Consider the following 26,827-nt stretch of genomic DNA (forward strand, 5'->3'; position numbering starts at 1 on the left):
CGCTACGAGAAACGGGCATACGCCTACCTCGGCACCGTCACCCTCGCAGCCCTCATCATCTGGCTCCGCACATGATCCAGGAAACAGCGCCTAGTGCGCCAGTGCGGGGTCGTGCGGCACGAGCGCCATTTCCCTCGCATTCTTGATGGCTGCAGCGATCTGCCGCTGCTGCTGGGCGGTGATGTGGGTGACGCGGCGGCTGCGGATCTTGCCTCGGTCGGAGATGAACTTCCGCAGCAGATCGCTGTCTTTGTAGTCGATGTATGTGATCCCGGCCGCGTCCAGGGGATTGGGACGGGACTTGAGCGACCTGCGGGGGTCATGGCGGCGGGTCATGAGTGCTCCTGCTTCGGTGATGACTTCGGACGGAAGGTCTGGTGGCGGGGGTTACGAGACGGGATCGAGAAGCGCGTCGAACGCGGTCGGCAGGTGTTCCCACGCTTCGGGACCGGCGGCGTACTCGTCGTCGGTGAGCAGGTAGGACTCGAGGAGCTGTGCCAGGCCGTCGCGGTCGAGGCCGGGTGAGGTGAAGACGAGGTGCTGGCAGCAGTCGCCGTGCTCGGGGTGCCAGTCCAGCGCGGCAGCGGCGCTGCGGATCGGGGGCACCATGTCCCATGCGGCGTCCGGCAGGGAGGCCAGCCACGGGCCGGCGTTCTCCACGCAGAGCGCGCCTCCTGCAGCATCCCAGGCGAGCAGGGTGTCGGGGCGGTCGGCGAGCCAGAACCGTCCGCGGCTGCGGGCGGCGCTGCAGCAGAGGTCCTCCAGTGCCTGGTAGAGACGTTCGGGGTGGAAGGGGCGGCGCCGATGCCAGACGAGGGTGGCGACTCCCGCTTCGTCCGCTTCCTGGGGCAGCAGGGCGCAGGCCGGGTGCTGGGCGGCGGCGGCCGCTTCCACGTCGAATCCAGCGAAGGCGAGTTCGGCGAGTTCACCGGATCCGGCGGACACCTGGCGGGCCGTCGGGTGGAGCTGGGCCAGGAGTGCGCGGTCCTGGGCGTCGGCGTCCTCGCTGTCGACGACAGCGAGGACGGGGGCGTATTCCAGTTGCCGGGCCCAGGTGTCACCGACCGTGCGCTGGTCGGTGCCGGCGGCGGCGAGGCCTGCCTCGGCCAGGTCGTCGCCGTTGGTGAGATAGGGCAGTACGAGCGAGGGGTCGACGGCGGTGACCACGTTGGTGAGTTCGAGGGCGCCGCCGCCGTGCGCGACGATGACCTCGGCCATCGCCTTGGGTTCGACGGAGTCCCACAGTTCGACGATCGCGAGCCGGGTCAGACCGTCGGCGGCCAGACGCTCCAGCTCGGGGACCAGGTCTTCGCGCAGCGCGCAGCAGGCGCAGTCGTTGACGAGTGGGGCGTCGCCGTGCGACAGCTCGCCCGAGGAGTCGCGCACCAGGCGCCTGAGGGTGCCGTCGGCTGCGGTGGCCAGGTCGTGGTGGAGGGCGACGCTGCCGGGGACGGTGCGCAGCAGGCGGTCGACGGCTTCCTTGCGGGCGTCGGAGTGGAGTCCACCGACGATGACGATGGGCATTGGGGGCGTGTTCTGCATCAGTTGGCCCCGCCGCGTCCGTATCGGCGCTCGAATCGCTCGACGCGGCCGGCGGTGTCCAGGACGCGGGCGGTGCCGGTGTAGAAGGGGTGGCTCACGTTGGAAATCTCGACGTCGACGACGGGGTAGATGTTGCCGTCCTCCCACTCGATGGTCTTGTCGCTGGTCATGGTGGAGCGGGTGAGGAAGGCGGAGCCGGCGGCCTTGTCGCGAAAGACGACAGGGCCGTACGGGGGGTGGATTGCGGGCTTCATGACGGTGTCCTTCCGGGCCGGGGGCAGGGGCGGTGCGGTCAGCGTTCTTCGCGGAAGTCGACGTGCCTGCGGGCGACCGGGTCGTACTTGCGCAGGACCATGCGGTCGGGATCGCTGCGCCGGTTCTTGCGGGTGACGTAGGTGTAGCCGGTTCCCGCGGTGGAGCGGAGCTTGATGACCGGGCGTACTTCGTTGCGAGCCATGGGCGCTACTATATGACAATGATTTCCATTACCAAGAAGAAGTTCTCCGGAGAGAGGCAGGTAACACCTTGTCCGCCCACTGCCAACTGACCGGCGCCCGGCCGGGCTTCGGCAACAACATCTCCCACTCCCACCGGCGCACGTCCCGGCGCTTCGACCCCAACATCCAGCACAAGCGGTACTGGCTGCCGAGCGAGGCCAGGCACGTACGCCTGGCACTCAGCGCCAGGGCGATCAAGACGGTCGACCGCATCGGCATCGAGGCGGCCGTGGCCCGCATCCGCGCCCGGGGAGTGAATGTCTGATGGCCAAGCAGAGCAAGATCGCGAAGAACGAGAAGCGCAAGGCGATCGTCGAGCGGTACGCGTCCCGGCGTGCCGAACTGAAGCAGGTCATCCGCCGCCCGGACACCCCGGAGGCGGAGCGGGCTGCCGCCCTGGCGGAGCTCCGGCGGCAGCCGCGCGACGCCAGCGCGACCCGGGTACGCAACCGGGACAGCGTGGACGGCCGGCCCCGGGGACACCTGAGGCGGTTCGGGCTCTCCCGCGTCCGTATGCGCGAGCAGGCCCACGCCGGATTCCTCCCGGGGGTCACCAAGTCGTCCTGGTGATCTCCCTCTCCCGCAGCGGATGCACCGCCGGCCGTGACGTGGCGCAGTCACGGCCGACGGTGCGCCGGGAACCACACTGCGGCACCCCCCGTGCGGCCTTCACGGCTGCTTCTGTCCGCGGCGTGGGCCACTGACCCGGCGGTCTTCTAAAGGAGCCGCCTTTAGCTCCTCGTCGGCCGTGCGGGGCAGATACGGGTGCAATTGACCAGCCGGGCCGAGTCTGCGACGACAGCAATGCTGCTGATGTTGTGGAGCAGCTGCGAGCACGGGATTCATGGATCCCTCCGCGCCGGCAAGCAGGCCGACGAGGTTGACGCCGATCGCAAGGCCGTAGTTCTGCCGTACGACGCGCAGGGTGCGCCGGCCGAGTTCCACGCAGGCGGCGACCTGGCGCAGGTCGTTGCCGGCCAAGGCGACGTCGCCGGTCTCTGGAGCTACGTGCGAGCAAGGTTCGCCCATGCCGAGGGAGGCCGGGCGGCGGGCGGCAGCCACGCGCGTATGCGTCCTCCGAGCAGACGAAGCCTGGACACGCCAACGGTTCGCGTCTTGCACCGGAGGGGCTGTCAGCCGGCGGAAGGAGCCCGGTCGATGTACGGGACGGGCGGTTCCGGGATGCTGCGGACCGTTGCGACGTCAAGTGCCAGGGCTGCCGAGGCGGTGCCCAGAGCTCCGACCTGGTGCCACGTGCCGGTCACCTTCACCCAGGTGTCGGCGGGTGGTGCCTGCACTCCGTGCATCGTCACGGTCAGCGACTGGGCGTCGGCCGCACAGCAGGCGACCAGAAGCCGGGTCAGATCCCAGGTCCCGTCCTTGCCCGGCGTGACAAACCCCTGCAGGAGCACGGTGCGGCCCTTCAGGTTCTGGCTGCCGTCCTGTTGCACCCGGGCGATGAACTCGGTCAGCGACAGCGGGGCGGGACCGTGGGCGGGGAGCGGCTCGAAGCGCTCGTAGTCCTCGACGATCTTCGGGTTGTCGCGTGCCGCGGTGTAGGAGCCCAGGGCCGGCGGGGCGAACAGGAGCAGTGCGAGAGCGGGCAGCAGCATGAGCCAGGCGATGCGGGGGCCGTGTGTGTGGTCGTGCCCGTGGTCCGTGTGCGGGGCGGCGTCGCCGGGGGGCCCGTCGGATCCCTGGCGGCCTGCGCGCATCCTGTCGCGGTGGACGCCGATCAGTCCCATGGCGCACAGGACGATCCCGGAGGCGGCGAGGAATGGCTGGAGCCCTTCCTTCACGTAGCGCAGGCTGATGTCGCTGAACAGCGAAACGCGCAGCACCCCGGCTCCGGTCACCAGGAGCAGCAGCGTCTGGAGGGTGCGTCTCACAGCAGCCACCACCCGGCGAGAGCACTGCAGACGACGGCGACCACGGCGGTGGCCGCCGAGAACCGCAGGGCGAAGGACCGGCCGAACGTTCCCGTCTGCAGGGCGATCAGTTTCAGGTCGACCATGGGACCGACCACCATGAACGCCAGCCGGGCCGTGGGCGAGAAGCCGGTCAGCGAGGCGGCGACGAAGGCATCGGCCTCCGAGCAGACGGCAAGGACGACAGCGAGTGCGGCGAGGAACAACACCGACGCCCAAGGCGATCCCGAGAACGTCTCCAGCACCGAACGGGGCACGGCCACATTGAAGGTCGCCGCAGCCATCGCTCCGAGTACGAGGAACCCGCCAGCGTGCAGGAAGTCGTGCTGGAAGCCGAGCCGGAACTCCTCCCACCGGCTGTGGCCGTGCTGGTGGCCGGTGTGCCGTGCAGGCATCCGCAGCCACTCCGGGCGCCCGAGTCTCAGCCACAGCCAGCCCATGACGGCGGAGACGGCGAGTGAGGCGATGAGCCGGGCGGCAACCATCTGCGGACTTCCCGGGAAGGCTACGGCCGTAGCGGTCAGCACGATCGGGTTGACGGCCGGCGCCGACAGCAGGAACGCGAAAGCGGCAGCCGGTGTGACGCCCCGCCGGATCAGGCTCCCTGCCACGGGCACGGAGGCGCACTCGCAGCCCGGCAGTACGATCCCGGCCACGCTCGCGACCGGCACCGCGAGTGCGGGGTTGCGCGGCAGTGCCTTGCTGAACGCATGCGCCGGCACGAAGGCGCCGAGCGCTCCGGAGATCAGCGTGCCGAGGACGAGGAACGGAAGGGCCTGGACGGTGATGGCCACGCAGACCGTCTGCCACGCCCGGAAGCCGGGGTGGCTCAGCCAGTCGGCTGCTCCTGCGGTGAGGGCGAGCCCGACGAGCGCCAGAACGGACGCAGCTCCGGCCACGACGACCGATGCCGGGGCAGGGCGATCCGCGCCGGTGCCCGTCGCAGGCCGCCCGGATGTGTCGACGCGCAGGTCTTTCAGCGACCCGTCCGGTTCGTTCACGTCGGCTCCGGTTGTCTGGGAGGGGCATCACGATAGCCGTGGGATCCGCTGCCGCTGACGCAGACCGGCCGATGCCGCCGCCGTCGGACACATGAGCGAACCGAACCGACAGGGCAGCCTGCTGCCCCCGTACCGGGCCGGGCGGTGCCATGGCCGCTGCCCGCCCGGGGGCTTCACGTCTGTGGTACTGGCCCGGCGTGCTCGTGGCTGCGGCCGTGCTCGCGCTCCTGCCCGGAGGGGTGTTCGTGCTCGCATGCGTCGTCGATGCCGTGGATGTCCCACGCGGGAAACGGATCGGCGGCCGGAAGGCTCTCGCCTTCCTTCATCAGGCAGTCGGCCAGGGCGGCCCGGAGCAGCCCGGTGCGCAGGCCGGTGCCGATGAAGACCAGTTCCTGCTGGCCGCCGCTGTCCGCGTCCCGGGGCGGCTCCCTCCGCAGGAACACCGCACCGACAAGAGCGCCGCTGCCCGCAGCTTTCGCCGCCGACGCCGAAGCGGTGCCTGAGCCTGCTGCCCAGGCGCTGGAAGCGCTCCTTGACTTCCTCTCCCGCCTAAGACGTCGCTTCTTATGGAGTGATCGTTCGTTGAGCAGTGCATGACGCATCTGGTTGAGCATTTGGTTCCGGAGGAGTTGTGGGTGCTGTTCCGGCGGGTGGTCCCGTCGACGGAGGTCATACGTCCGCAGGGCGGCGGGCGGCGGGCGGCGGCGGGCCGGTGACCGTGAATGCCTGGCGGCGATCGTCTTCGTGGCGACCTCGGGCTGCACCTGGCGGCAGCTGCCACCGGTGTTCGGGCCGGCCTGGCCCACGGTCTACCGGCGCTTCGCCCAGTGGAGGCGGGCCCGGGTCTGGGCCCGGCTCCACCGCGTCCTGCTCGACGAACTCGGCGCCAGAGGCGAGCCGGACTGGTCGCGGTGCGCGATCGACTCCGTCAGCCTCCGGGCGGCAGCAGGGGGCCACTGACCGGACCGAATCCGACCGACCGTGGCAAGGCGGGATCGAAAATCCACCTCATCACCGACCGGAACGGTGTGCCGATGTCCCTGGGCATCTCCGGGGCCAACATGCACGACAGTCCCGGCCTGCAGCCGCTCGTGCGCGGGATCCCACCCGTCCGATCCCGCCGCGGACCTCGCCGCCGGCGTCCGGGCAAGCTCCATGCCGACAAGGGCTACGACTACGTCCACCTGCGGAAATGGCTTCGCAAGCGTCGCATCCGCCACCGCATCGCCGGCAAGGGCATCGAGTCTGCGAGACTCGGCGCGTCCCGCAGCGGATACACGCCCCCGACGGCCGGCCACCGCAGGAGAAAGTCGTGAAAACTCCCGCGCCTCGCCGCATCCTCGAAGATCCGGACCTGACCATCCAGTGCCGCAGCCACCGGAAGCGTGCCTCCACGGAAACGAGGCCGGCGCAGTCACCGGCGGCTGCTCGGCCCGATGACGCACTCGTGCTTTTCAGTCCCCGTACGGGTTGCGCGGGACGGGAACCGGCCTGGCCTGGATGATGTTGATGAACGGGATGACACCGCCGTTGGCGGGGTCGGTGGTCCGCTTGCCGGTGTAGGTGCCGGTGACCTCGAACCACGAGTCGGGCTGCAGGACAGGCGGAATCTGCCCGGACAGGCCGATCTTGACGGGCTGGGCGTCGGCCGCACAGCAGTTGAGGACCATGCGGGCGAGGTACGGAGTGCCGCCGCCGTCCAGAGCGATGAATCCTGTGACCCTGATCCGGCGGTTGCCGAGGGAGCGTCCGTGGTCGTACGCGGCGCGGCCGGCATAGTCGAGGACGCCGAGCGGGAGGGGGTCGTCGGCGGGGAGGGCGGGATAGCCCAGGGGTTTTTGCAGGGCAGTGCCGGTGTGCATGGCGCTGTAGGAGCCCAGCGGGGGCGGGGCGACCAGAATGAGGGCGAACAGGGGCAGCAGGAGAAGCCAGGAGATCCGTGGTTCGCGGTGGGCATGGCCCCGCCGGTCTCCAGACTCGGGCCCGTCCTCCCGCGCCGCGTGCGGCCGTCGCAGTTCGTACCAGACCGTGGCCACGGCGGTGATGATCAGGACGATGCCGGCCACGAGCAGCAACGGGCGCAACCCGGCCTTGACGTAGCGCAGGTAGAGATCGGTAAGGCCGGCGCGCAGCATCGCCCCGCCGGTGAGGAACAGCACGACTGCCTGCGCCTGCCGCTTCACAGCAGCACCGCCCCGACCAGGGCCGACACCAGAACGGCCAGCGTGAAGGTGGCGGGAGCGAACCGCAGCGCGAAGGCGCGGCCGAACGTGGCGGCCTGCATGGCGAACAGCTTCAGGTCGATCATCGGTCCCACGACGAGGAATGTCAGCCGGGCGGTGAGCGAGAACTGGGACAGGGACGCGGCCACGAACGCATCGGCCTCGGAGCAGATCGACAGCACCACCGCGAGCACCGCCAGGGCGAGAACCGAGACCAGAGGATTACCGGCCGCGGTCTGCAGCCAGCCGGCTGGCACCACGATCTTGAGCGTGGCCGCGGCCATCGCACCGACGACGAGGAAGCCTCCCGCATGCATCACGTCGTGCCGTACGGATCCCCAGAGCGCCGCCCCTTTACCAAGACCCCCGAGCGACGGACGAGCCGGTGGGCGCAGCCAGTCGGTACGTCCCAGCCGATGCCACAGCCAGCCCATCGCGCACGCCACGAGCAGACTCGCCACGAACCGGGCAACAACCACGCGCGGGTTGCCGGGAAACGCGACGGCTGTGGCGGTCAGCACGATCGGGTTGACCGCCGGGGCGGACAGCAAGAACGCCAACGCCGCTGCAGGGCTCACGCCCCGGCGCACCAGCGCCCCGGCCACCGGCACAGAGGCACATTCACAGCCGGGCAGGACCGCCCCGGCCATCCCGGCCACCGGCACCGCCAAGGCGGGCCGCTCCGGCAGCGCGCGGGCGAAGAACGACGACGGGACGAACACCGCGATGACCGCCGACAGCACAACGCCGACCACGAGAAAGGGCAGGGCCTGCATCACCACCGCGACGAACACGGTCATCCAGCTCTGCATTACCGGCGCGGACAACGCCCGACGGATCGGACCCTGCACCATCACCACCAGAATCAGCAGCATCGTCAGCATGAGAGACGAGTTGAACTGCCACCCCTGCGCATCGTCCGCCTCACGGTCGTCAACCCGCGCCGGGGCCGCTTTGATGGTCACAGGTGAGATACCTCCGGCTTCGTGGACCGCTTGCCTCCACCTTCAGTACGCCGGTTCCGGCACAACCACTCACTCCTACGATGCGCGTTTGTACATCACCGGCAGAACAGGCCAGCGAGTGCTGCCGGGACACTCTCCCAGCACGGCACGAACGTGGGGCCCCGGAGCGACCGGTCCGGGAGACTCCGTCCTCGGGGACATCGGAGGCCTGCGCGTTCTGCACATCGGCTGCGGCCCCGGCCGGCACGCCGCACACCTGGCCCGCACCTACGCAGCACGGGTCGACGGCGTCGACGCCTCCCTGAGCCAGATCGCCAGAGCACGCGCCCGCTACCCCGATGTGCCGGGGCTGCAGTTCATCCAGGCCGACGCCGTCGAGCACCTGGGCACGGCAGCGCCCTACGACGTGATCTACTCCCTCAGCACTGTCCACTTCCTCGACCCGCACCGGCTCCTGCCCGCGATGGCGGCCGCCCTCACACCCGGCGGACGGCTGTGCTTCACCGTCCTGCACACCAACTCGGACGGCGACGGCCCCACCACCGCGCTCGAGCCCCGCCCGGAAGTCCTGCGGCTGGCGGACGGTGGAGATCTCACCGTCCACATGTGGGTCCTCACACCCGAGACGTGGCAGGACCTGCTCGAGGAGTACGGGCTCCGCGTGGACAGCATCACCGTCCTCGACACCCCGGAGCCAGGCAATCACGCCTCCTACCGGCTGTTGCAGGTCCGCCGCCCGGCCCGCATCACCGCCCGCCCACGCACCACGAAGCCACCCACCGCCCGCGCGGCCCTCGGCGTCGGCGCCGTCCTGCACGGGCCGAAGGGCCTGCTCCTGGGCCGGCACCGGCTCGGCACACGGGAGCTGCCCGGCGGAACCGTGGAGCCTGGCGAATCGCCACAGCAAGCCGTTGTGCGCGAACTCGCCCCGAAGAGACCGGCCTGAGCGCCGACCCCGCCGACGTCCGCCTCCTCGGACTGCTCCTCGACCACGTCGGCGACGTCGTCCGCATCACCTGCGGCGCACTCGTCACCCGCTGGCAAGGCGAACCGGCCGACCAGAGCGGTGAAAGCGTCGGCGACTGGCGCTGGTGGCCACTGGACGCCCTGCCCCCAGGCCTGTTCGAATGCAGCGCCCAGAACCTCACCGCCTGGCGCCCCGACCTGCCCATCGACCACACCCCCGCCCACTACACCCCCATCAACCACCCACCGCTCCCATCCACGTAACCCGCTCCTGCCGCGGCGCTCAGCAAGGCAGGGCCATCACGCAGCGGACGGCCCACCCGCCAGACCGCCGACCCGAGAGAAGCGCATCACCCTCCGCCTGCCCGCCGACCTGCACGCATGGCTGGCCGCTCGGGCCAGGTCCGCCCGCAGGTCCCTCAACTCCGAGATCGTCTACCGGCTGGAGGCCGAGCGTGACAACGCCGTGGCCGACGCCCAATCGCCCTGACGGCGATTCGGCTTACCCTGCCCTGCTCCGCAGGAGTCCGATTCCTCCCCGGCCTGAAGGCCGGGGCATCCTCGGAGGAACCAGGTGAAGAGCATCCCCTGGTCCGGGCCCGGTGCAACAGGCGGTGGGGCGTGGAGTCGTAGTGTCGGTCGTCTCCTGGCAGCATCGGGTCTTCCCCGAAGCCGCGTACGGCGGTGGGCTCAGCGCCAGTCGTCGATCACGTAGGCGTCCGGGTGGCTGTAGCCCGGTTCGCTGGGCCTGTGCATGGTCACGCCCTGCAGCCAGGTACGGAAACCACGGTCGGCCATGCGCCGGTAGGCATCTTGGCGGGCCAGGTTCATTCCGGCGTCCAGCTGCCCCAGTCCCCTGTCGGCGGCCAGCTGCTCACACGCATCCAGCAGTCGCTCGAACCGCTCCGCGGCATCCGGGCCAGGACGTACGGCTCCGAACTTGACGAAGCACACGTCCTCACCGGCCTCCGACCCCGCTCCGCAGTGACAGACCGCCAGAGCGTCGAGGCCGGAACCGGCACCCTCGAGGAGGACGGTGTCACCGAGGCCCTGCGCCTGTACGGCCACGATCTCGCGCTCCAGGTCGAGGCCCTCGTACACGGCCCCCGTCAGATCACGGCCGAGGTTCAGTGCGGCGGGCCGTTCGGCGGCGCCCAGCTCCCCGTACAGCACCCGGCCGGGGACCGGGTCTTTGGCGGCGACCTGCTTCCTCATGACCGCTGTCAGGAACCGGGGCCAGAAACCGTACCGGCGGTACATCTCGAGGTGCTTGGGACTGTGCGAGAAGGTGAACAGGCCGAGATGGCGGTTCTCCCAGCTGTCGAAGCAGGCCATGACCGGTTCCATGAGGCGTCTGCCGATGCCCTGGTCCCACAGGTCCGGACGCACGGTCAGCGGGCCGAAGAACCCGACGCTGCCCCAGTCGGCGGCGAAGTTTGATCCGGCGACCTCGCCGTCGACGGTCGCCGCGAACGCCGCGTGCGGATCGGCCGCCCAGCGGGTGCGGACATAGTCGGCGCTCCCGAAGAACGTCTGCGGCTCAGCGATCCCGAGGAACGTCCCGAAGGCGACCCTGAAGATCTCGTCGGCCCGGTCCAGGTCCGGCCCGGCCAGCGGGCGGACCGACACCGAGGCGGCGACACCCGATCGATTGGCTGCGGGCATGATCGCTCTCCCTTCACCCCCCGGTTCCATCGCACCACGCACCTGCGCCGCAGGCGAAGCGGCAGATCCGGCACTACCCCATGGCTCGAGCGACCACGATCCCCGACGGCCGGCCGACCCTCTCCCTGATGCTGGGGCTCCGGCCCGGGCCGTGGTCGGGCGCGTGGTCAGGGGCAGGCCCGGCCTCAGGCCTCGCCACGGTCCGACCACGACCTGATCACGGGAGACTGTTATGCGTTCGTGACCATGGCGAGGGCTCCATGGTGAGGCTGGTGGTCAGGGCCGGCGGGTTTCCTCAGGACAAGCCGACATCCCGGCCCGCACCCCACGGCACGCGGTGGGATTCTCGCCCCATGACCAGTGCCATGCCCAGGCCCGGTCCGGCGAGGGCGCTGCATCGCCACCACCGGCCAGCTGCGCAGCATGCTCCGCCCCGACGGCTCCCGGCAGCTGATCTCCCGCGTCCTGAACCGTCTCGCACATCCTCGCCGTCGTCCGCACCCGCCTCGCCTTCACCGAAGACGCCCGCCGCCTCGGCCACGAACACAGCACCTGGGACTGGACCCCCGAGGTCTCCCACGCCATCGGCGACGGCGAACGCATCACCGCCGACGCCCTCATGCACCGCGACCGTCTCCACGTCAACGCCCGATCACCTAGCGGGGGTCAGCCGTGACCATCGCGCTCGTCCTGATCACCTCCGCAATCGTGACCGTCATCGCGGCGCCCGCCGCCGACGCGGGGAAGCGAAGCTCCCCCCGGATGCGCGGCGCCACCTCTCTCGCCGCCCTCACCTGCGCCACCGTCATCACGCTCACCGACCACGTGGCGGCGGCTTCACCACGGGACGCCTTCGCCTTCTTCGCGGACGTGTTCAGCCGGCCATCAGGTCCAGCACCGCGCCCAGTTCGGGCGCCTCGGGCAGCGCCCAGTGCTCGCGTTTGACTTCGACGATCTGCTCGAGAGCCTCGATCGTCGTGGTGCCCAACAGGGCGAGCGCGCCGTCGACCTCGTCGTCGGACATCTGGAACGGGTCGGGGTACAGCTCGGCGGGGTCGCGGACCCCGTCGGGCCGCCGCATCGCGTGCAGCACGATCGTGCCGTCCCGCACCCGGACAGCACACCTAGGCGCTGTCCGTGGCCGCGTCTACCGTTGCCTGCATGACCAGTGCGCCGAACTCCCCTTTGTCGTACCCGCAACTACTCAGCCTCGAGGACAGGCTCGCCGACGCGAAGAAGATTCTCTGCCTCCCGCGTATCGTCGTGATCTGCGGCTCCACCCGCTTCATGACCGAGATGAACGAGGCCGATCTGCGGGAGACCAGAGCCGGAAGAATCGTCGTCAAACCGGCCTGTGACATGAAGTCGCCGCACGAACTGTGGTCCGATCCCTCCGAGGCCAAGACACTGAAGGCTCGACTCGACGATCTGCACCGGGCGAAGATCCGGCTCGCCGATGAGGTACTCGTAGTCGGCGGCTACATCGGAGACAGCACCCGAGCCGAAATCGCCTACGCCCGGTCGCTGGGCAAGCCCGTGCGGTTCACGCACCCCGAAGTCGACCCCGACGCCTGACCGTCTTGCGGTGACTTCGCCCGCCCCCACCCCCACATCCCCTGCAGGCACCCCCTGGAATTGATCACAAACGCGTCCGACTCCTCGCTGTCGAGGAGCGCGGCAGGCCCTTGTAGGGCTTGCGGGTCGCAGTGGGCAGGCCCAGGCTCCAGCCGAGCCCGAACGGCCCGTTGCCCGCGCCCGAGTCGTAACTCACCGTCAGCGACGGGCCGAATCCGGACCGGCCCTGCGGCGTCGGCACGGGAATTTGCAGACCGGCTGTCCCCGTCGCCGCGGCGACCCCGAACGCATCCCGGATGCCCCGCACCCCACCGCCACCCTTGGGCAGCGACACCGAAGTGGCTGTGGCCGTCCGGCGATCATCTCCGTCGGGCGTCCGGTCTCGTGGTGCTGCTGCCGGCTCCATCGCGCCTCCTCGCCCCTGCGGGCCACAGGCACCATGACAACCCTGGCCGGGATCGGGAACCGGGACGCCGCCACCGCGAATCACCTGATCAGCGGCGTTACCCGCGCTGCCCGGGGCGCCGGAAGGAGGCCCCGGAGCCCTTGTCGGGCCGTGCGGAGGCAGAGCCTGACAGCGCCCGGCGGGCGAGGGCCCCGGCCTCCACCCGTACGGGCGCGCTGGACGGGCGGCTTGGCGTACGACGTGTGAACGCTGGTGAGGGAGCCACTTTCGAGGCTCATGTCCCCCGCCGCAGTGAAGGTGACGTATGAACGCCGACCCATCGGGATCCACCCGGCGAACCCGGAAGACCGCTGCCCGCGGTGCCACCGCCAAGAAGACGGCCAAGAAGGCCACCCCCGCCAAACGGCAGCCCGCCCGCAAGACGACCGCCTCCAGCAGCGGAAAGGGCAGCGGCGAGCTCCGGTCGGGTCCCGTCGCCGGAACCACGCTGGTGGACGGCGCGACCTTCCAAGCCAAGGCCCTCCACTACGCCGAGGTGGAGGGGCTCGCGATGTTCGAGGGCGACATCGTGCTCGGCACGGTCGACGAGCTGACGCAGGAGTCCGACGCGGGGAGGGTGCTCTTCTCCATCGGGATCCCAGCGGTCGAGCAGGGCCGGCAGCGACGCTGGCCCGATGCGACAGTGCCGTTCGAGATCGACCCCAGCCTGCCCGACCCGCAGCGCGTCATGGACGCCATCGCCCACTGGCAGTCCCGCACCCGCATCCGGTTCGTCGAACGCACCCCTGCCAACGCGGCTCAGTTCCCGGACTTCGTACGGTTCGTGCCGGGCAGTGGGTGCACGTCCAACGTGGGCCGGCGCGGCGGCATGCAGAAGATCACGTTGGGCCCCAGCTGCTCCACCGGCAACGCCATCCACGAGATCGGTCACACGGTGGGGCTGTGGCACGAGCAGAGCCGCGAGGACCGGGCCCAGCACGTCACGATCGTGTTCGGGAACATCAAGCCGGACATGCAGCACAACTTCCTGCAGCAGATCGCGGACGGCGACGACCTCGGACCGTACGACTTCGGCTCGATCATGCACTACCCGGCCGCGGCCTTCGCGATCGACCCGAACCAGCCGACGATCGTTCCCCGGGAGCCGCTGCCTCCCGGCGTGACGATGGGACAGCGCTCGGGACTCTCCCAGGGCGACATCGACGGGGTGCACATGATGTATCCGGCCCCGCAGGCGACCACGGTCAAGGAGATCTCCAAGGATCCCGTCTTCGACACGACCATCAAGGAGATGTCCAAGGACCCCGTCTTCGAGGGCACCCACAAGGTTCCCTTCCACGACGTCATGAGCCCGTCGGCTCCGAGCAGTCCGTTCGTGCTGGCAACACCCCACCAGTCACCGGCGATGACCGGACAGACGGACGGAGTGGCCGAGCAGGTACGCCAGTTGGGCCAGATGGTCGCTTCACTGCAGCAGGGGCTGTCCGCCGTGCAGGCCGGATACAACCTCCTGCTGGCCCAGGTCGGAACCCAGCCCGTTGCCGCCGGACAGCCCCGATGATCCTGGTCGTGTCCCACGACGAGGACCACACCCGCGCGGTCCTGCGCAGGCTGGAGGTGGCCGGACGCGAGGTGGTCCGTCTCGACCTGGCCGACTTCCCGGCTCGCGGCGACGTCACGCTCGACTACGCCGCGGCCGGGGAACCGGTCTACACGGTGCGCACGCCGACGGCCCACGCCCGCCTGGAGCGCTGCCGAGCCGCCTGGTGGCGGCGCGTCCGCCCCTTCACCGTAGACCGCCGACTGGGCACGTTCCGCGATCAGAGCTTCGCGATCAGCGAGACCGGCGAGGCGCTGCACGGCCTGTTCCACTCCCTCGACTGCACCTGGGTCAATCCGCCCGCACTGGACGCGATCGCCCACCACAAGCCCTACCAGTGGGACGTGGCACGTCGCGCGGGGCTTCGCCTGCCCCGGACCCTGGTCACCAACCAGGCTGAGCGGGCCCGCCGATTCATCCGCGAGACCGGCGTCGGCCACACCGTCTTCAAGGGCTTCGTCGCCTCGGCCGACGCCTGGCGAGAGACCCGGCTCGTACGAGACGAGGACCTGACGGTCCTGGACGCCGTACGCTACGCCCCTGTCATCTTTCAGGAGTACGTGCCGGGAAGTGATCTGCGGGTGACCATCGTGGGCGACCGCGTCTTCGCCGCGGAGATCGACGCCTCGCAGACGGGATATCCGGTGGACATGCGCATGGTCGTCGACGACGCGAGGGTGCGGCCGGTCGACCTGCCTGCGGCTGTCACCGACCGGCTCCTGCGTGTCATGCGGGCTCTCGGCCTGGTGTTCGGCGCAGTCGACCTGCGTCGGCGGGCCGACGGGGAGTACGTGTTCCTGGAGGTGAACCCGGCGGGCCAGTGGTTGTTCGTGGAGGAGCGGACCGGACTGCCGATCACGGCGGAGGTGGCCGCGCTCCTGTCGCGTCTCGACGAACGTGCGCCGGAACCGGCCGTGGCAGCAGGCTCCCTCGCGGGAGGGGCGTGATGACGCACACCGTCACGGGTTTTGTGACCCTGCCGTCCGACACGCCGGCCGGAACGGCCGCCTCTCTCCTGGTCGAAGTCCGCGACGTCTCCTTGTCCGACGCGCCTTCCACCATCGTCGGTGCACAGGTTCAGACGGACGTGCCGCTCGCTCCGGGAGGCCGGGTTCCCTTCCGCGTGAACGTGTCCGAACTCGACTCGTCGGCTACGTACGGACTGCGCGTGCACGTCGACCGCTCGGGGAGCGGCACGCTCGAGTCGGGCGACCTCATCAACACGCAAGCCATACCTGTGCGGGCGGAAACCGTCGAACGTCTCGAGGCGCCGGTCGATCTCGTGTGAGCCAGTGCTGGATTCCTCTCGGACAAGCGGCCGGTGGTCCGCGGCGGGGAGCCGAGTCGAGGTCCAGACCTGCCAACGCCTCGCAGCCGTGGCAGTGGTGGCGTCGTCTGCGCGCAGCCCTCGACCGCTGCGCCGCCGCAGGCGCCCGCGTCTTCCTCAGCTCCTCCAGGAGGACAACCGGCGCCTGCGGCAAGCGGTCGAGCACGCATGGAGATCATTCCCCGACCGCGTGCATGGCGCGATCTTGTAGGGTTCCGGGCCCTCCGAAGCAGTGCCGCTCCCCCGACGTCATCGGCTGCAGCGTGATGGGTTTTCTCGTCGCTCCACGGCGCGGCCGATGAGTCTGTGGCTCTCGGCCGGTCCAAGCTCCTGACAGCCCAGGAAAGGACGCTGCCATGTCGGAGCTTCTCGTCGACTTCATCACCTCCCTCGACGGCCACGCATCGGGAGAGGGATGGCCCGGGTTCTGGGGCCTCGAGGGCCCTGAGTACCTCGCATGGCTCGCCGAGCAGCCCGAGGCCACCTACCTGATGGGAGCGAACTGCTACCGCCTGATGTCGGGCTTCGCCGCAGGCGAGGTCCCGAATGGCCAAGACGAGTTCAGGCCCGGATAAGAGGCGTCCGTCGACGAGCTCACTCAAGCGTCCAAGGTGGTGTTCTCCTCCTCGCTCGAGGAGCCGCTCAGAGTCCGGTCACCAGGGCGGTAGCGACTTCTGCCGGCACGTTCTCCAGGATGGTCGCGGGCAGGTGGCTGGTGAGCAGGGCACGCCATCACGGAAATTGAGAGGATGCGCCCGGTTCGATGGATGCCTCTTCGATGCCGCGCGCACCCCACGGCCGACGGAACAGCGGGAGGATCCCGTCCACCGCCAGCCCACCAGACGGACGGGCCGTGCCAGGTCCACGGCCGCATGCGACTGGCGCGCAGCGGCCCGGCTGTTGTCGTATGAGCGCGAGGACCAATGTCGGCGCCTATCTCGATCACCGGACGTTTGAGCCGGCGCGGGGCATCCCGGCAGAACATCGCCCGGTCTGCACGCAGCCCGCCGACCGCCGACGCGACCGACGGCCTGGCTGCCCGCCACCAACGGCACTGCGTTGTCGGCCCGCACCCCTTCCCCCTTGCAGTACCGGTGCAGCATCGAGGTGCTCATGTGCGCCTGCTTCGCCGGTGCCTCGTAACTCAGCGCGGACCGCTCCTTCAACTCGCGCAGCAGTGCGGCGAAATCAGCTGTCTCCTCCGCTGCCCCCACCAGTCCCCCATCCCGTCCGGCATCCCACGATCGCCACGTTCCTCCAGGTCAGAGCCAGTGCGGACATCCCGGCGTTCCGAAACTCCCGGTGGAATGGCGCACGGGACGCCGCACGGTACAAGCTCGGGCCATCCAAGCACGGCACCTCGCCGGACACAGTGACCGATCCCACCCAACTCCCCTTCAGCGGCCAGCACTTCCGTGCCCACGCGCACACCGCACACCGACCCCCGCGCCCAGGCCGATCTTCGGGTCGGCCCCCTCCCGGGGCCAGGCCTCACCCCTGTACCCAGGAAGGCAAGAACCCGGCATGGCACCTGCCCGAGTCGCACCCGCCGCGAGGCGCGTCAGCATCCCTGGCATGAGCAGGCATGTTTCGCGGCGAGCGCCGTCGGCCTGCCGGCCACAGGCTGCTCCGCGGGCCTCGCGGGCAGCGCCGCGGACGTGGCTCCGCCAGCCATCGCGGCCACACCGACAGCACTTGCCACCGGATACGACGGTCTGACAGGGCTGCCGATGTCCGCCTACGGCACCTCCGAGCAGGACGACGTCCTGCTGTACCGGACGAACGAGGCGCTGGTCGCCCGCTGCATGAAAGGCCGCGGATACACAGGCTGTGCAGACCAGAAGAAGACTCGGACGGCCGCGAAGACGAAGGAAGAAGCAGAGAAGCGATCCATCCGGCCAGCGCCTGGGGCTACATCGGGAGTGCAACCGCGAAGCGGATCGGTTTCCGCGTCAGCGTGCCGGTCCCGTCTCCAAAGGTCGCCCGACCGGGCAAGAGCCGAAGGACTACAACGCCAAGTCAACTTTATGGGGGGATGCAGGGGATGGACGCAGTTCAGCGTCGAAAGCCTGGAACGAGAGGCTACAGACAAGGAGCCCGAACGCTCCGCAGCGTGATCACGATGTTGGCAGCCTGCGCCACGCTGATGGCGATACTGATCAGCCCCGCGCGGGAGGCGAGCGCCGCTCCGCAGGACATCGCGAACCTGCGCCTGGCCACGTGGAACATGCAGGGCGCCACCAACGGCGAAGACAGCAAATGGACGGCAGGCGTCACCGAGCTGGTTCGAGGAAGTACGGACCGGGCCGTGCTTCCGAGCAACATCGTGGCACTGCAAGAGGCGGGCAGCGCCCCACCGCCCACAGTCCAGAACGGGGCCCGCGAAGTTCGCGCTCGGTCGGGGAATCTGACGGTGACCGAGGGTCTTTGGCAAGCCGGTAGAGGCGACGGCAACTACCGCTACGTCTACTTCATGGAGACGGATCCGACCGGGCACCGTGTGAACCTGGCCATGGTGACCGACCGCATCGCAGAAGAGGTGGTCATCATCCCGCCGGGTCTCTCCACCCGCCGGGCGCGGGCATCGTTCGGGGTGAGATTCGGTACGACCTGGTTCTTCACCTTGCATGCGCTGTCCGGGAGCGGCAATGACGGGCCGGGCTTGTTGCGGAACATCGCAGCCGCGGCCGGCGGGAACAGCTGGGTCGCCCTCGGCGACTTCAACCGGGATCCGGTCAACCTCTATCGGGACATGCCGCGCGACGGCAACGGCAACCGCATAGGGGTCGTGACGAACACGGGGCAGGCGACGTATCAGGGCAGCAGCGAACTGGACTACATGGTCACCTCCGGCGACCTGGTGGGCGTCCTCGCCCCGAATCGTCTGCGCAACCCCGGCGGTTCGGACCACACACCCGTGCAATTCGGGTCGGCGCTGGCCGCCTCGGCAACCGCATTCCAGATCACCGCGACCGACGTGCCACCCGGCATCGGAGCCACCGTCCAGGCCCCGAGCATGGAGCACGAGGCGACCCTTGACGACGATCTGCGCGGCGCGCAGAACTGGCACTTCCAGAACTACAGCTCCGAGGACAACACTGCGCAGATAGCCAATTCCGATCCGGACATCGGGTGCATGGCTTTCTGGGAGGACGGCACCATGAGGACGACGCCGTGCCTCATGGAGCGGGACCAGGTGCCACCGGAGCAGAAGATGACCATCGTCGACGCGGACGTTCCCGGCGAAGGGCGCGATGTGGAGATCCGGCCGTTCTCCCAGCCCGACTCCTGCCTGTACGCGTCCTATCAGTGGCAGCAGCCGAGCGACTTCACGGGCCGAATGGCCTGGCGGAACTGCAGGGCGTTTCAGTCCAGAGCGGCAGCCGAAGCGGGGGGAGGCACCCATTGGACCCTCGCCCCGGTCCGCCGAGTGATGATCGTCGGCGATTCCATCACGCAAGGCCGCGAAGGCGACTTCACCTGGCGTTACCGGCTGTGGCAGTGGCTGCGGAGCCAGAAGGTCGCCGTCGACTTCGTCGGGCCGTACTCCGGCACGTTCACCCCCGACCAGCCGGCCCCGCCCTCACGTCCGCTGCTTCCGGGTGAGACTCCGCCCGACCAAGGCCCGCGCACCACGGGTGGCTATGCGGTCGACATCCGCGAACCCCAGAGCCCAGCCCCTGGACGGCCGACCGACATCAGATTCGACAGTGACCACTACGCCCACTGGGGACGCCAGGCCGCGCAGGTCAAACGGGACATCCGGCAACAGGTCGCGACTTACCGGCCAGACCTGATCCTGCTTGCGATCGGCTTCAACGACATGGGCTGGTTCGTCAGCGACGAACACGGCACGTTGGATAGCGTCGGGCAGATCGTCGCCCAGGCCCGCGACGCGAACCCGAGCGTTGATTTCGCGTTGGCCAATGTGCCGCAGCGCACGAAGATCGGCGGCCGGGACGACCTCATCTCCAAGACCGCCCACTACAACAGCCTTCTTCCGCAGTCCCTGGCGGCATGGCATGCGGACGACAGCCCCATCTCCAACATCAGTCTCGTCGACTGGGCGGGCCGGTACGCGTGCTCTCCGACGAGCTGCCCATCCGGGTACGACGGTCTGCATCCCAACGAACACGGGGAGTACGAACTCGCCGCGGCCTTCGCGGAGGTCCTGCGCAAGGACTTCGGCATCGGCGCCAGTGCCATGGACGTGCCCGCCACCGTGCCCGCAAGGCTCACTCCCGCCTTCCCCACCAATGTGCGAGCGGCATCCACCCCACTCGGCGTCACGGTGACCTGGGACCCGGTGTACGGGGCCGTCGACTACGACGTCCGGTCGCGGATCGCGGGCCAGACAGCATGGAGTAAGGGCAAGACCTTCAGCAATCGGACCGACACCACATGGACCGTCGACGGCATCGGCTGGGAGTACCAGGTGCGGGCCAACATGGGCTGCCGCTGGCCCACGGACCCCCGTGAACCCCACGGCTGCACGCAGACCACCTCGGGATGGTCCGGCACGGTCAGCGCCACTGCCCATCCACAGACCGCACCGCCACCGACCGACATCGCCAGCCGGCCCAGCGCCACCGGTGTCGACGTCGCCTGGACCCCACCGACGGGACCGCACACGGACACCATCGACCGCTACGAGATCATCCTGTACGACAAGGACACCCCCGGCGCCTTTCTCACCAGCACCGGAGCACGAGGCACCGTCGCGCACATCGACGGCCTCATCCCCGGTCACCGCTACCTCGTCGCGGTAGCGACCTGGAACGCGGTCGGCGGCGGCCTGCCCGCCCTGGCCCGGCCGGTCACCGTCGGCGTCGGCACCCCGTCCGCGCCGACGGATCTGGAGGTCACCTCCACCGACGCGACGACCGTCCAGCTGAACTGGAACGGCTCCAACGACGCCGCCGGCTACCGCGTGTGGGTCCGCAACATCAGCGGCGGCGACAAGGACGGCAGCGTCTCCAAGGCCGACGAGGACATCGTCGAGGGCACGAGCAAGGGAATCGGGTTCCTGTTCCCCGGAGTATGGAACTACGAGTTCTGCGTGACCGCTGTCAACGGCGTCTACGAATCCGGCAAGTCGAACTGTGTGGTGGCGCCCCGACCGGCAGGCAGCCTCCGGTCGAGCTCCGCAACGGCCGCCCGGCCGAGCGAGGGCGACCGAACGCGGCAGGCCGTGCAGAAGTTGCTGGACCTCCCGAAGCCGGTCGACCCGCCCGGCGCGACGCCTGGGAGGTGACCGGAAGTGGCAGGCCCGTACCGCTCGCTCACGAGCCGTACGGGCCTGCCACAGAAATCGCCGGAAGTCCCCAGCACATGACCACCGCCGTGGCGTAGGCACAGCCACGTCGCCAGTCTCCCGCGCAGCGGTTCCAGCTCGGCCCGTACGTTGACGTCGACTCCTGGCCACTCGCCGACCTGTCGCTCATGACCGGTCCAGCAGCCTGCCGCATAAGGGCGAGAATGCGCTGGCAGTCCGGCGAGAGTACGGTCTCCTCCATGTCGGGCGTGCGGTGCGGGATCAACGTTACCGCCTGGCTGCCCAACTGCCTGGGCGCCGGCGCGGCTGAGCCGCGTTCCTCGGCGAGCTGTGCACCCACCCTCTCAAGGACACGTTCGGTGACGGCGAGTTCGTCCCGTTCAGCCCGTACCTACGCAGCTGCTTGGCCAACTATTCTTCGATGACGGGGCGTCACCGAGGGGCAACTGCCGGATGACCGAAGCGAATCGGTGCTCGGACATGGCGGAATCCCGGCGCGGTGATCGGGTTCTCCGGAGTCCTTCAGGCCGTGGGTCGGCAAGGTGGTTTACTGGTCAGCTGGCTGGTCGGGGCAGTGCGGCGAGACGGTGGAGAGGCTAACGGCGGCACGTCCTCGCTGGCGCGGGACTCCGCCAGAACGTCGCCCACTGCCTCGCGGGCGATCACGAACCGCTCCCACACGGCCTCGGCCTCGCGCAGTTCGGCCTGGTTCGACCACGTCTTCGATCACGAATCTCTGTCGGTCAGCCGTCCGCCATCGTCCGGATGACCGTTGGCCGCAACGCCTCGTACCGTCCTGGGAGTCCGGCCAGCAGCCAGCGTTCCAGCGTCCTCGCAGAGTCGGCGAGGACACTGTCAGCGGTGGCGACCAGACCGCCGAAGATCCGGTAGGTCTGGTCGCCGTCGATTACCACGAAGCCTCGGTAGCCCAGGCCTGGCTGCGTGGCCGCGGGGGCCGCCGCTGGTCCGAGGTCGGCCATCAGCCGGTGGAAGGTCGTCCTCGCCTCGTCGTCCAGTCGCCAGCGTGGGTTGGGGCGGCCGCTGAACACGTCCAGCTCGACGATCACATCGGTCTCCGTGGCTCCGAGATCCCGTACGCGCGGGCGGCTCAGTTGATGACCACGGACTTGCCCGCGTAGAAGTAGCCGCAGAAGTCGGTGTAGTTGCCGCGGTCGCAGGTCTCGGGGTTGGTGATGAGCGAGCCGCGGTTGTCGTAGTTGCGGGCCGCGGTGCCTCCGGGCTTGTGCCCCCAGAAGTCACCCTTCTGCTCCCGGTACCAGTGGTAGTCCCAGCCGGGCCAGATGGCCAGGCCCATCAGCCGACGAGGTTTCTCCGAGTCCGGCAGACAGTCGTACCGGTGCACCAGCCCGTCGGCGAGGGCGGCCTTGGTGACGTTGGCGCAGGCCATGGTGTTGGTCTGGGCGCCGTGTGCCCGGCCGGGCTGGGCGAAGGTGTCGGTGCGGTGGTTGCGGGCGTAGTTGTAGCAGTTGTTGTGGGGCTGCACCTCCGGTCGGTTCCAGTAGTCCGGGTTGAACTGGCTCACCTCGTACCAGCAGGTCTGCGCGGCATCCTGCTCCTGGGTGCTGGATCTCTCCGGGGGCTGCGGAGGAGCCTGCATGGCGCGGTTCCAGGCGGGCGGGTTCTCGAAGAAGGTGTCGAGCTGTTCCAGGACGAATTCCCGGGTCTGCGTGTCGACCGGGGTCAGAGCGTGCTCGACCAGCGTGACATCGCCGTACTGAGGCATGTCGGCGATGAGCCGGCGGGCCAGCTCCCCGGAACTCGACGGGTCGGCCGCCGCGATGGTGCCGAGCGCGAAGGTCTGCGGCAGCTGCTCGGGCCAGGCAGCCATGTCGTCGGACGCCGAGGTGACCAACACCTCCCGGTAGCCGAGACCGTCGTACCCGGCGCCGGGCAGCCCGATCGTGTCGCCCGCCGCTTGGGCGACGGTTTCCAGCAGGGTTCGAGCGGCGTCCTCATCGGTGACGACCCAGGTGGGGTTGGGTCGGCCGGAGAAGATCTGAACGGTGACGCGAAGCATGACGCTGACCTCCGATGCGGGTGGCGATGCTGGGCCTGTATCGGCACAAACTGCCCAAGGCCCCTGGTCCGAGTGTCATGCCGGGTGGTCGAGCTGACGCGCGGGAGAGCTCGTCAGAGGTCCGTTCGGGTGTCCACGAGGATGACGGAGATCACCGCGGCCCATAGCCGTGGCCGACGTCACCGAACGCGAGTCGCCTCGGCGGCACGTCCACCGTCAGTCTCCGTATCCGCTTCAACAGTCCGATGTTGAACGAAATTCATATACGTCCCGAAGTGCAAAAGCGCAACCGAAGACGGACGATGAAACGGTCGGGAGCCCATTCCCGACCGGCGTGGGTGACGGTGACCGCGGGACAGCGTGGGCTGTCGATCTTACGGTTCGGCAGACCGCGCGACACCCGCTCCTCCGGCTCCCATGGGTGCGAACGGCCTTTGCCGCCTGGGCTGTTCTGCTCGATCACGTCGCGGGCCGGCGCCCGACGTGTCACTGCGGATTGGTGACCGGCGGCTCGAACTCCGCGGCGGCGACGCCGAGGACCAGCGCCGCATGGTGGCCCTGTGGCTCGATGCTTGTACGACGTCTGTCGAATCGAGGCGAACGGGCGATGGCTGACCGGGAGCGGCAGGCACTCATCGTGGTGACCAGCGCGTACGACGACCCCGGGCTCGGCGCGCTGCGGGCACCGACGGACGACGCCGAGGCCCTTGCGGAGGTCCTCGGCGATCCGGACATCGGGGGTTTCGAGGTGGAGGTGCTCACCGACCCTGACTCCCAGCGGCTGCGCATGAAGGTCGAGGACTTCTTCGCAGACCGCTCGCCCCGCCACACTCTGCTGCTTCACTTTTCGTGCCACGGGGTGAAGAACGCGGCAGGCAAGCTTTTCCTCGCTACTACCGACACCCGACGCAGCCGGCTCGCCTCGACGGCGGTGCCGGCCGAGTACGTGAGCGTCACGATGCTGGAGAGCCGCGCCCAGCGGGCGGTCGTCCTGCTCGACTGCTGTTACGCGGGAGCCTTCGAGCGGGGCATGTTCGCCCGGGCTGGTAAGGACGCCCATGTGCAGGAGAGTTTCCAGGGCCTGGAGCGGACGGGCGGGCGGCGGGGCCGCGCCGTGTTCACTGCGTCGAGCGCCGTGGAGTACGCCTTCGAGGAGGACCGCCCGGTGACCGGAGCGGAGCCGCCCGCGGAGCGCCGACCATCGCTGTTCACCGGCTCCCTGGTGGAGGGCCTGCGCTCGGGCGACGCGGACCGGGACGGCGACGGCGAGATCGGCATGTCCGAACTGGCCGACTATGTCTCCGACCGTCTGATGGAGCTGACGCCCCACCAGACGCCTCAGCTGTGGCTGTTCGGCGCCCACGGCGGCGACGTCACCATTGCCCGTACCAGGCCCAGGGCCCCGACCGCCGTCGATCTGCCCGCCCGGCTGGACGGTGCGGTGCATGGGGGTCGCGAGGAGCGGCTGTGGGCGGTGGAGGACCTGGGCACCCTGCTACGCGGCGACGACGTGGGACTCGCTCTGTCGGCCCGTGCGGCCCTCGCAGGTCTGACCGACGACGACAGCCGCAGGGTCTCGCAGGGGGCCGAACGAGCCCTGCGCACGGCGCACCCCCGGGTCGCGGCGGACTTCGTCGACCTGGGCACGGTCACTGCGGGCACGCCGGGGCCGCAGACCCTACTCGCTCTGGAGGGCCCGCCGATCGTCCATGCCACGGTGGAGGCGGCGGCCGGGGCGCCCTGGCTGCGGGCGACCTGCGTGGCGGAAGGGGTTCAGGTCAGCGCGGAGGTGGCTGAACCGGGTCACTACGAGGACGACGTGCTGGTACGCACGGCGACGGGCGAACTGCCGGTGCACGTGGGCGTGGACGCGATGCCGGTCCGCCGTCCGCGCCGGCGGGTGCACCGACCGGTGGCGCAGCCGGTGCGGGCGACGCCGGTCCGGGAGCCTTCGGTGCGAAAGGCGCCGGTGCGGGCCCCGGAACCGCCGCCCGCGCCCGGCCCCGTAACCGAGGAGCCGAGGCCGCCGGGACCCAAGACCTCGGAGCGGAAGCCACCGGAGTCGACAGCCGCCGTCGAGGCGCCGCCAGGAAGGGCCCGGGCTGCGCGGCTGAGTGCGGCTCTCCTGTGCTCCGCGTTCGCCCTCAATCTGCTCGCGCTGGTCACTCCCATCGCAACGAGCGATTACGAAGCGTACTTCGCGCACAGCTACGTGACCGGGCTGAACTGGCTGGTCGTGATTGCGCTCTGGGCGGGCCTCGCCACGACCGGAGTGCTCGGAGCACTCGCCCTGCGCGGCTCCGCGCTCCCATTCCGCAGGCCGGTGCTCGGCTGGCTCGCCTGCGTGACAGCAGCGACCATGGCGGCCGCGGGCCGCATCTACAGCATGCTCAGCGAGCTCGATTACCTCGCGCCCAGTGCGGGGACGGTGGCCCTCACGCTCGCCTGGATCGTCGAGCTCTGGTGCTGTGTCACCGTCTGGCGCCGCAGGCAGCCCACGTCGCCGACGCCGCCTCGCCGAGGTTGAGGGCGGCCCGCACCAGGTCGAGCTGTCGAAGCTCCGCAACGTCACTTTGCGGATCACCCCGTTCTCGGCTCCGGCCTACCGCGTGACATCCGGCAAGGTTCACCGTCCTGGACTTCGATCGCAAAGCCAGGCCGCGCTGCCCTGCCATGCTGCCCCCCCGCCGTGCATCCGTACCGCTGCGCGACGGGCCGTCGCTGACCGTACACCTTTCACGAACCAGGTTTCGTGCATTCTCGTACGGGTATGCGGCTTATGTGCTTCGGACCGGAGGCACGACCGTGGGACACCGCGTGTCGGCCCCCGGCTCCTGCGTGTGACGTGAGTCTGCGCCCGCGCCTCCCACGGTGGCCCCCGTACGGCAGCACCCCACCTGGGAGGCGCGCACCCATGCGTGTCACCGGAACAACGAAGAAGCAACACCCTCACGACGACGCCCCCGACACCGCCGAGGCCTTCGACCGCCTGCAGCGGCTGCCCGACGGGCCGCAGCGCCGGGAACTGCGCAACGAACTGGTCAGGACCTGGCTGCCGATGGCCGAACGCATCGCCGTCCGCTTCCGCAACCGCGGCGAACGCCTGGAAGACCTCTACCAGGTCGCGGCCCTCGGCCTCGTCAAGGCCGTCGACCACTACGACCCCGCACGTGGCCACGCCTTCGAGGCATTCGCAGTCCCCACCGTCACCGGCGAACTCAAACGGCACTTCCGCGACCACATGTGGACCCTCCACGTCCCCCGCAGCGCCCAGGAACTGCGCAACCGCGTCCGCCGCGCGCTCAAGGAACTCTCCACCCTCCCGGGCCGGGCACCGACCGTCGACGACATCGCCCGCCACACCGGCCTCACCGAGGACGAGGTCCGCACCGGGCTGGAGGCCCTGGACTCCTTCTCCGCACTGTCGCTGGACGCCGAACTGTCCGGCACCGACGGCTACACCCTCGCCGACACCATCGGCGAACCGGACCCCGGCTTCGACCTGACCGTGGACCGCGTCGCCGTCACGCCCTGCCTCCAGGCACTCCCGGAACGCGAACGGACCCTGCTCTACCTGCGCTTCTTCCAGGGCATGACCCAGAGCGACATCGCCGAACAGCTCGGCATCTCACAGATGCACGTCTCCCGGCTCCTCACCGCCTGCTTCACACACCTGCGCGAGGAACTCCTCGCCGACGCCGGCTGACAGCCGGATACGCGCCCGAGCGACAGCGGGCCCGAGCACGTCGGCTTCTACACAAACGGCCAACAGTTCCCGGAGAAGTACTACACGCCGTCGGTGATCGCCCGCGCCGGGGTC

Annotated in this window: 27 protein-coding genes and 2 pseudogenes; 13 read left to right on the forward strand and 16 right to left on the reverse strand. The window is 69.6% G+C overall.

Annotated elements, in window-relative coordinates; all coding sequences use genetic code 11:
• Positions 1-90 precede the first annotated feature (90 nt).
• The 4 genes from rpsR to rpmG are packed head-to-tail and all read right to left on the reverse strand — an operon-like array spanning position 91 to position 1,999.
• Positions 91-336: a 30S ribosomal protein S18 gene (gene rpsR, locus ACZ6SQ_RS34560; protein ID WP_469569257.1), complete on the reverse strand. Its 246-nt coding sequence runs from the start codon at positions 334-336 to the stop codon at positions 91-93.
• Between the two features lie 51 nt (positions 337-387).
• On the reverse strand, positions 388-1,524 hold the full coding sequence (locus tag ACZ6SQ_RS34565; protein ID WP_469569259.1) for a CobW family GTP-binding protein: 1,137 nt from the start codon (positions 1,522-1,524) through the stop codon (positions 388-390).
• A gap of 17 nt (positions 1,525-1,541) precedes the next feature.
• A complete protein-coding gene (locus tag ACZ6SQ_RS34570) occupies positions 1,542-1,796 on the reverse strand; it encodes a type B 50S ribosomal protein L31 (protein ID WP_469569262.1) in 255 nt (84 codons plus the stop codon).
• A gap of 38 nt (positions 1,797-1,834) precedes the next feature.
• On the reverse strand, positions 1,835-1,999 hold the full coding sequence (gene rpmG / locus ACZ6SQ_RS34575; protein ID WP_327221950.1) for a 50S ribosomal protein L33: 165 nt from the start codon (positions 1,997-1,999) through the stop codon (positions 1,835-1,837).
• A 68-nt stretch (positions 2,000-2,067) separates the two neighbouring features.
• Here rpmG and rpmB point away from each other — a divergent pair, with 68 nt between their 5' ends.
• On the forward strand, positions 2,068-2,304 hold the full coding sequence (gene rpmB / locus ACZ6SQ_RS34580) for a 50S ribosomal protein L28 (protein WP_469569265.1): 237 nt from the start codon (positions 2,068-2,070) through the stop codon (positions 2,302-2,304).
• On the forward strand, positions 2,304-2,609 hold the full coding sequence (gene rpsN, locus ACZ6SQ_RS34585) for a 30S ribosomal protein S14 (protein ID WP_469569267.1): 306 nt from the start codon (positions 2,304-2,306) through the stop codon (positions 2,607-2,609). The genes rpmB and rpsN overlap by 1 nt, the downstream gene beginning before the upstream one ends.
• Positions 2,610-2,708: 99 nt before the next feature.
• Here rpsN and ACZ6SQ_RS34590 read toward each other — a convergent pair whose 3' ends face one another.
• The 4 genes from ACZ6SQ_RS34590 to ACZ6SQ_RS34605 all read right to left on the reverse strand — a co-directional run bounded on the left by ACZ6SQ_RS34590 (position 2,709) and on the right by ACZ6SQ_RS34605 (position 5,411).
• Positions 2,709-3,101 (reverse strand): hypothetical protein, encoded by a 393-nt coding sequence (locus tag ACZ6SQ_RS34590; RefSeq protein WP_469569269.1) that lies wholly within the window; start codon positions 3,099-3,101, stop codon positions 2,709-2,711.
• 71 nt (positions 3,102-3,172) lie between these two features.
• The gene (locus ACZ6SQ_RS34595) at positions 3,173-3,928 is read right to left on the reverse strand and encodes a TIGR03943 family putative permease subunit (RefSeq protein ID WP_469569271.1); all 756 of its coding nucleotides are present in this window, start codon (positions 3,926-3,928) and stop codon (positions 3,173-3,175) included.
• Positions 3,925-4,938 (reverse strand): permease, encoded by a 1,014-nt coding sequence (locus ACZ6SQ_RS34600; RefSeq protein WP_469569353.1) that lies wholly within the window; start codon positions 4,936-4,938, stop codon positions 3,925-3,927. The genes ACZ6SQ_RS34595 and ACZ6SQ_RS34600 overlap by 4 nt, the downstream gene beginning before the upstream one ends.
• Before the next feature lie 203 nt (positions 4,939-5,141).
• The gene (locus ACZ6SQ_RS34605; protein WP_469569274.1) at positions 5,142-5,411 is read right to left on the reverse strand and encodes a hypothetical protein; all 270 of its coding nucleotides are present in this window, start codon (positions 5,409-5,411) and stop codon (positions 5,142-5,144) included.
• 150 nt (positions 5,412-5,561) lie between these two features.
• Here ACZ6SQ_RS34605 and ACZ6SQ_RS34610 point away from each other — a divergent pair.
• Positions 5,562-6,236: pseudogene (locus tag ACZ6SQ_RS34610) on the forward strand (IS5 family transposase); the annotation flags it as partial.
• 186 nt (positions 6,237-6,422) lie between these two features.
• On the opposite strand, the gene ACZ6SQ_RS34615 reads toward ACZ6SQ_RS34610, so the two are convergent.
• Both ACZ6SQ_RS34615 and ACZ6SQ_RS34620 read right to left on the reverse strand, forming a co-directional pair.
• Positions 6,423-7,151 carry a TIGR03943 family putative permease subunit gene (locus ACZ6SQ_RS34615; RefSeq protein WP_469569276.1) on the reverse strand — a complete coding sequence of 243 codons (729 nt, stop codon included), beginning with the start codon at positions 7,149-7,151 and terminating at the stop codon, positions 6,423-6,425.
• Positions 7,148-8,074 (reverse strand): permease, encoded by a 927-nt coding sequence (locus tag ACZ6SQ_RS34620; protein WP_469569356.1) that lies wholly within the window; start codon positions 8,072-8,074, stop codon positions 7,148-7,150. Before ACZ6SQ_RS34620 ends, ACZ6SQ_RS34615 begins: the two co-directional genes overlap by 4 nt.
• A gap of 169 nt (positions 8,075-8,243) precedes the next feature.
• Here ACZ6SQ_RS34620 and ACZ6SQ_RS34625 point away from each other — a divergent pair, with 169 nt between their 5' ends.
• The gene (locus ACZ6SQ_RS34625) at positions 8,244-9,101 is read left to right on the forward strand and encodes a methyltransferase domain-containing protein (protein ID WP_469569277.1); all 858 of its coding nucleotides are present in this window, start codon (positions 8,244-8,246) and stop codon (positions 9,099-9,101) included.
• Positions 9,102-9,221: 120 nt separating this feature from the next.
• Complete coding sequence (locus tag ACZ6SQ_RS34630; protein ID WP_469569279.1) at positions 9,222-9,611, forward strand: Arc family DNA-binding protein; 390 nt, start codon at positions 9,222-9,224, stop codon at positions 9,609-9,611.
• Between the two features lie 200 nt (positions 9,612-9,811).
• On the opposite strand, the gene ACZ6SQ_RS34635 is transcribed toward ACZ6SQ_RS34630, so the two are convergent.
• Positions 9,812-10,786, reverse strand: coding sequence for a GNAT family N-acetyltransferase (locus ACZ6SQ_RS34635; RefSeq protein ID WP_469569282.1), 975 nt, complete (start codon positions 10,784-10,786; stop codon positions 9,812-9,814).
• 874 nt (positions 10,787-11,660) lie between these two features.
• A complete protein-coding gene (locus tag ACZ6SQ_RS34640) occupies positions 11,661-11,897 on the reverse strand; it encodes a hypothetical protein (RefSeq protein WP_469569283.1) in 237 nt (78 codons plus the stop codon).
• A gap of 50 nt (positions 11,898-11,947) precedes the next feature.
• On the opposite strand from ACZ6SQ_RS34640, the gene ACZ6SQ_RS34645 reads away from it, so the two are divergent.
• Positions 11,948-12,361: a hypothetical protein gene (locus ACZ6SQ_RS34645; protein ID WP_469569284.1), complete on the forward strand. Its 414-nt coding sequence runs from the start codon at positions 11,948-11,950 to the stop codon at positions 12,359-12,361.
• Between the two features lie 64 nt (positions 12,362-12,425).
• On the opposite strand, the gene ACZ6SQ_RS34650 is transcribed toward ACZ6SQ_RS34645, so the two are convergent.
• Positions 12,426-12,695, reverse strand: coding sequence for a SpvB/TcaC N-terminal domain-containing protein (locus ACZ6SQ_RS34650; RefSeq protein WP_469569286.1), 270 nt, complete (start codon positions 12,693-12,695; stop codon positions 12,426-12,428).
• A 376-nt stretch (positions 12,696-13,071) separates the two neighbouring features.
• Between ACZ6SQ_RS34650 and legP the strand changes: the two genes are divergently transcribed.
• The 4 genes and pseudogenes from legP to ACZ6SQ_RS34670 all read left to right on the forward strand — a co-directional run.
• Complete coding sequence (gene legP / locus ACZ6SQ_RS34655) at positions 13,072-14,328, forward strand: Dot/Icm T4SS effector Zinc-dependent metalloprotease LegP (protein WP_469569288.1); 1,257 nt, start codon at positions 13,072-13,074, stop codon at positions 14,326-14,328.
• A gap of 8 nt (positions 14,329-14,336) precedes the next feature.
• Complete coding sequence (locus ACZ6SQ_RS34660) at positions 14,337-15,314, forward strand: MvdC/MvdD family ATP grasp protein (RefSeq protein ID WP_469569291.1); 978 nt, start codon at positions 14,337-14,339, stop codon at positions 15,312-15,314.
• Positions 15,314-15,655 (forward strand): YbaY family lipoprotein, encoded by a 342-nt coding sequence (locus tag ACZ6SQ_RS34665; RefSeq protein ID WP_469569294.1) that lies wholly within the window; start codon positions 15,314-15,316, stop codon positions 15,653-15,655. The genes ACZ6SQ_RS34660 and ACZ6SQ_RS34665 overlap by 1 nt, the downstream gene beginning before the upstream one ends.
• A 395-nt stretch (positions 15,656-16,050) precedes the next feature.
• Positions 16,051-16,335: pseudogene (locus tag ACZ6SQ_RS34670) on the forward strand (dihydrofolate reductase family protein); the annotation flags it as partial.
• Between the two features lie 12 nt (positions 16,336-16,347).
• On the opposite strand, the gene ACZ6SQ_RS34675 reads toward ACZ6SQ_RS34670, so the two are convergent.
• Positions 16,348-16,908, reverse strand: a complete 561-nt coding sequence (locus ACZ6SQ_RS34675; RefSeq protein ID WP_469569295.1) for a helix-turn-helix domain-containing protein — start codon at positions 16,906-16,908, stop codon at positions 16,348-16,350.
• Between the two features lie 830 nt (positions 16,909-17,738).
• On the opposite strand from ACZ6SQ_RS34675, the gene ACZ6SQ_RS34680 reads away from it, so the two are divergent.
• The gene (locus ACZ6SQ_RS34680; protein ID WP_469569297.1) at positions 17,739-20,948 is read left to right on the forward strand and encodes a fibronectin type III domain-containing protein; all 3,210 of its coding nucleotides are present in this window, start codon (positions 17,739-17,741) and stop codon (positions 20,946-20,948) included.
• Between the two features lie 764 nt (positions 20,949-21,712).
• Here ACZ6SQ_RS34680 and ACZ6SQ_RS34685 read toward each other — a convergent pair.
• Entirely contained in the window at positions 21,713-22,036 is a 324-nt protein-coding gene (locus ACZ6SQ_RS34685; protein WP_469569300.1) for a hypothetical protein, read from the reverse strand.
• 41 nt (positions 22,037-22,077) lie between these two features.
• On the reverse strand, positions 22,078-23,007 hold the full coding sequence (locus ACZ6SQ_RS34690; protein ID WP_469569303.1) for a hypothetical protein: 930 nt from the start codon (positions 23,005-23,007) through the stop codon (positions 22,078-22,080).
• Between the two features lie 607 nt (positions 23,008-23,614).
• On the opposite strand from ACZ6SQ_RS34690, the gene ACZ6SQ_RS34695 reads away from it, so the two are divergent.
• A complete protein-coding gene (locus ACZ6SQ_RS34695) occupies positions 23,615-25,534 on the forward strand; it encodes a caspase family protein (protein WP_469569305.1) in 1,920 nt (639 codons plus the stop codon).
• Positions 25,535-25,921: 387 nt separating this feature from the next.
• Entirely contained in the window at positions 25,922-26,713 is a 792-nt protein-coding gene (locus ACZ6SQ_RS34700) for an RNA polymerase sigma factor SigF (protein WP_469569308.1), read from the forward strand.
• Positions 26,714-26,827: the final 114 nt, after the last annotated feature.

The organism is Streptomyces sp. NPDC048600, assembly GCF_055587025.1.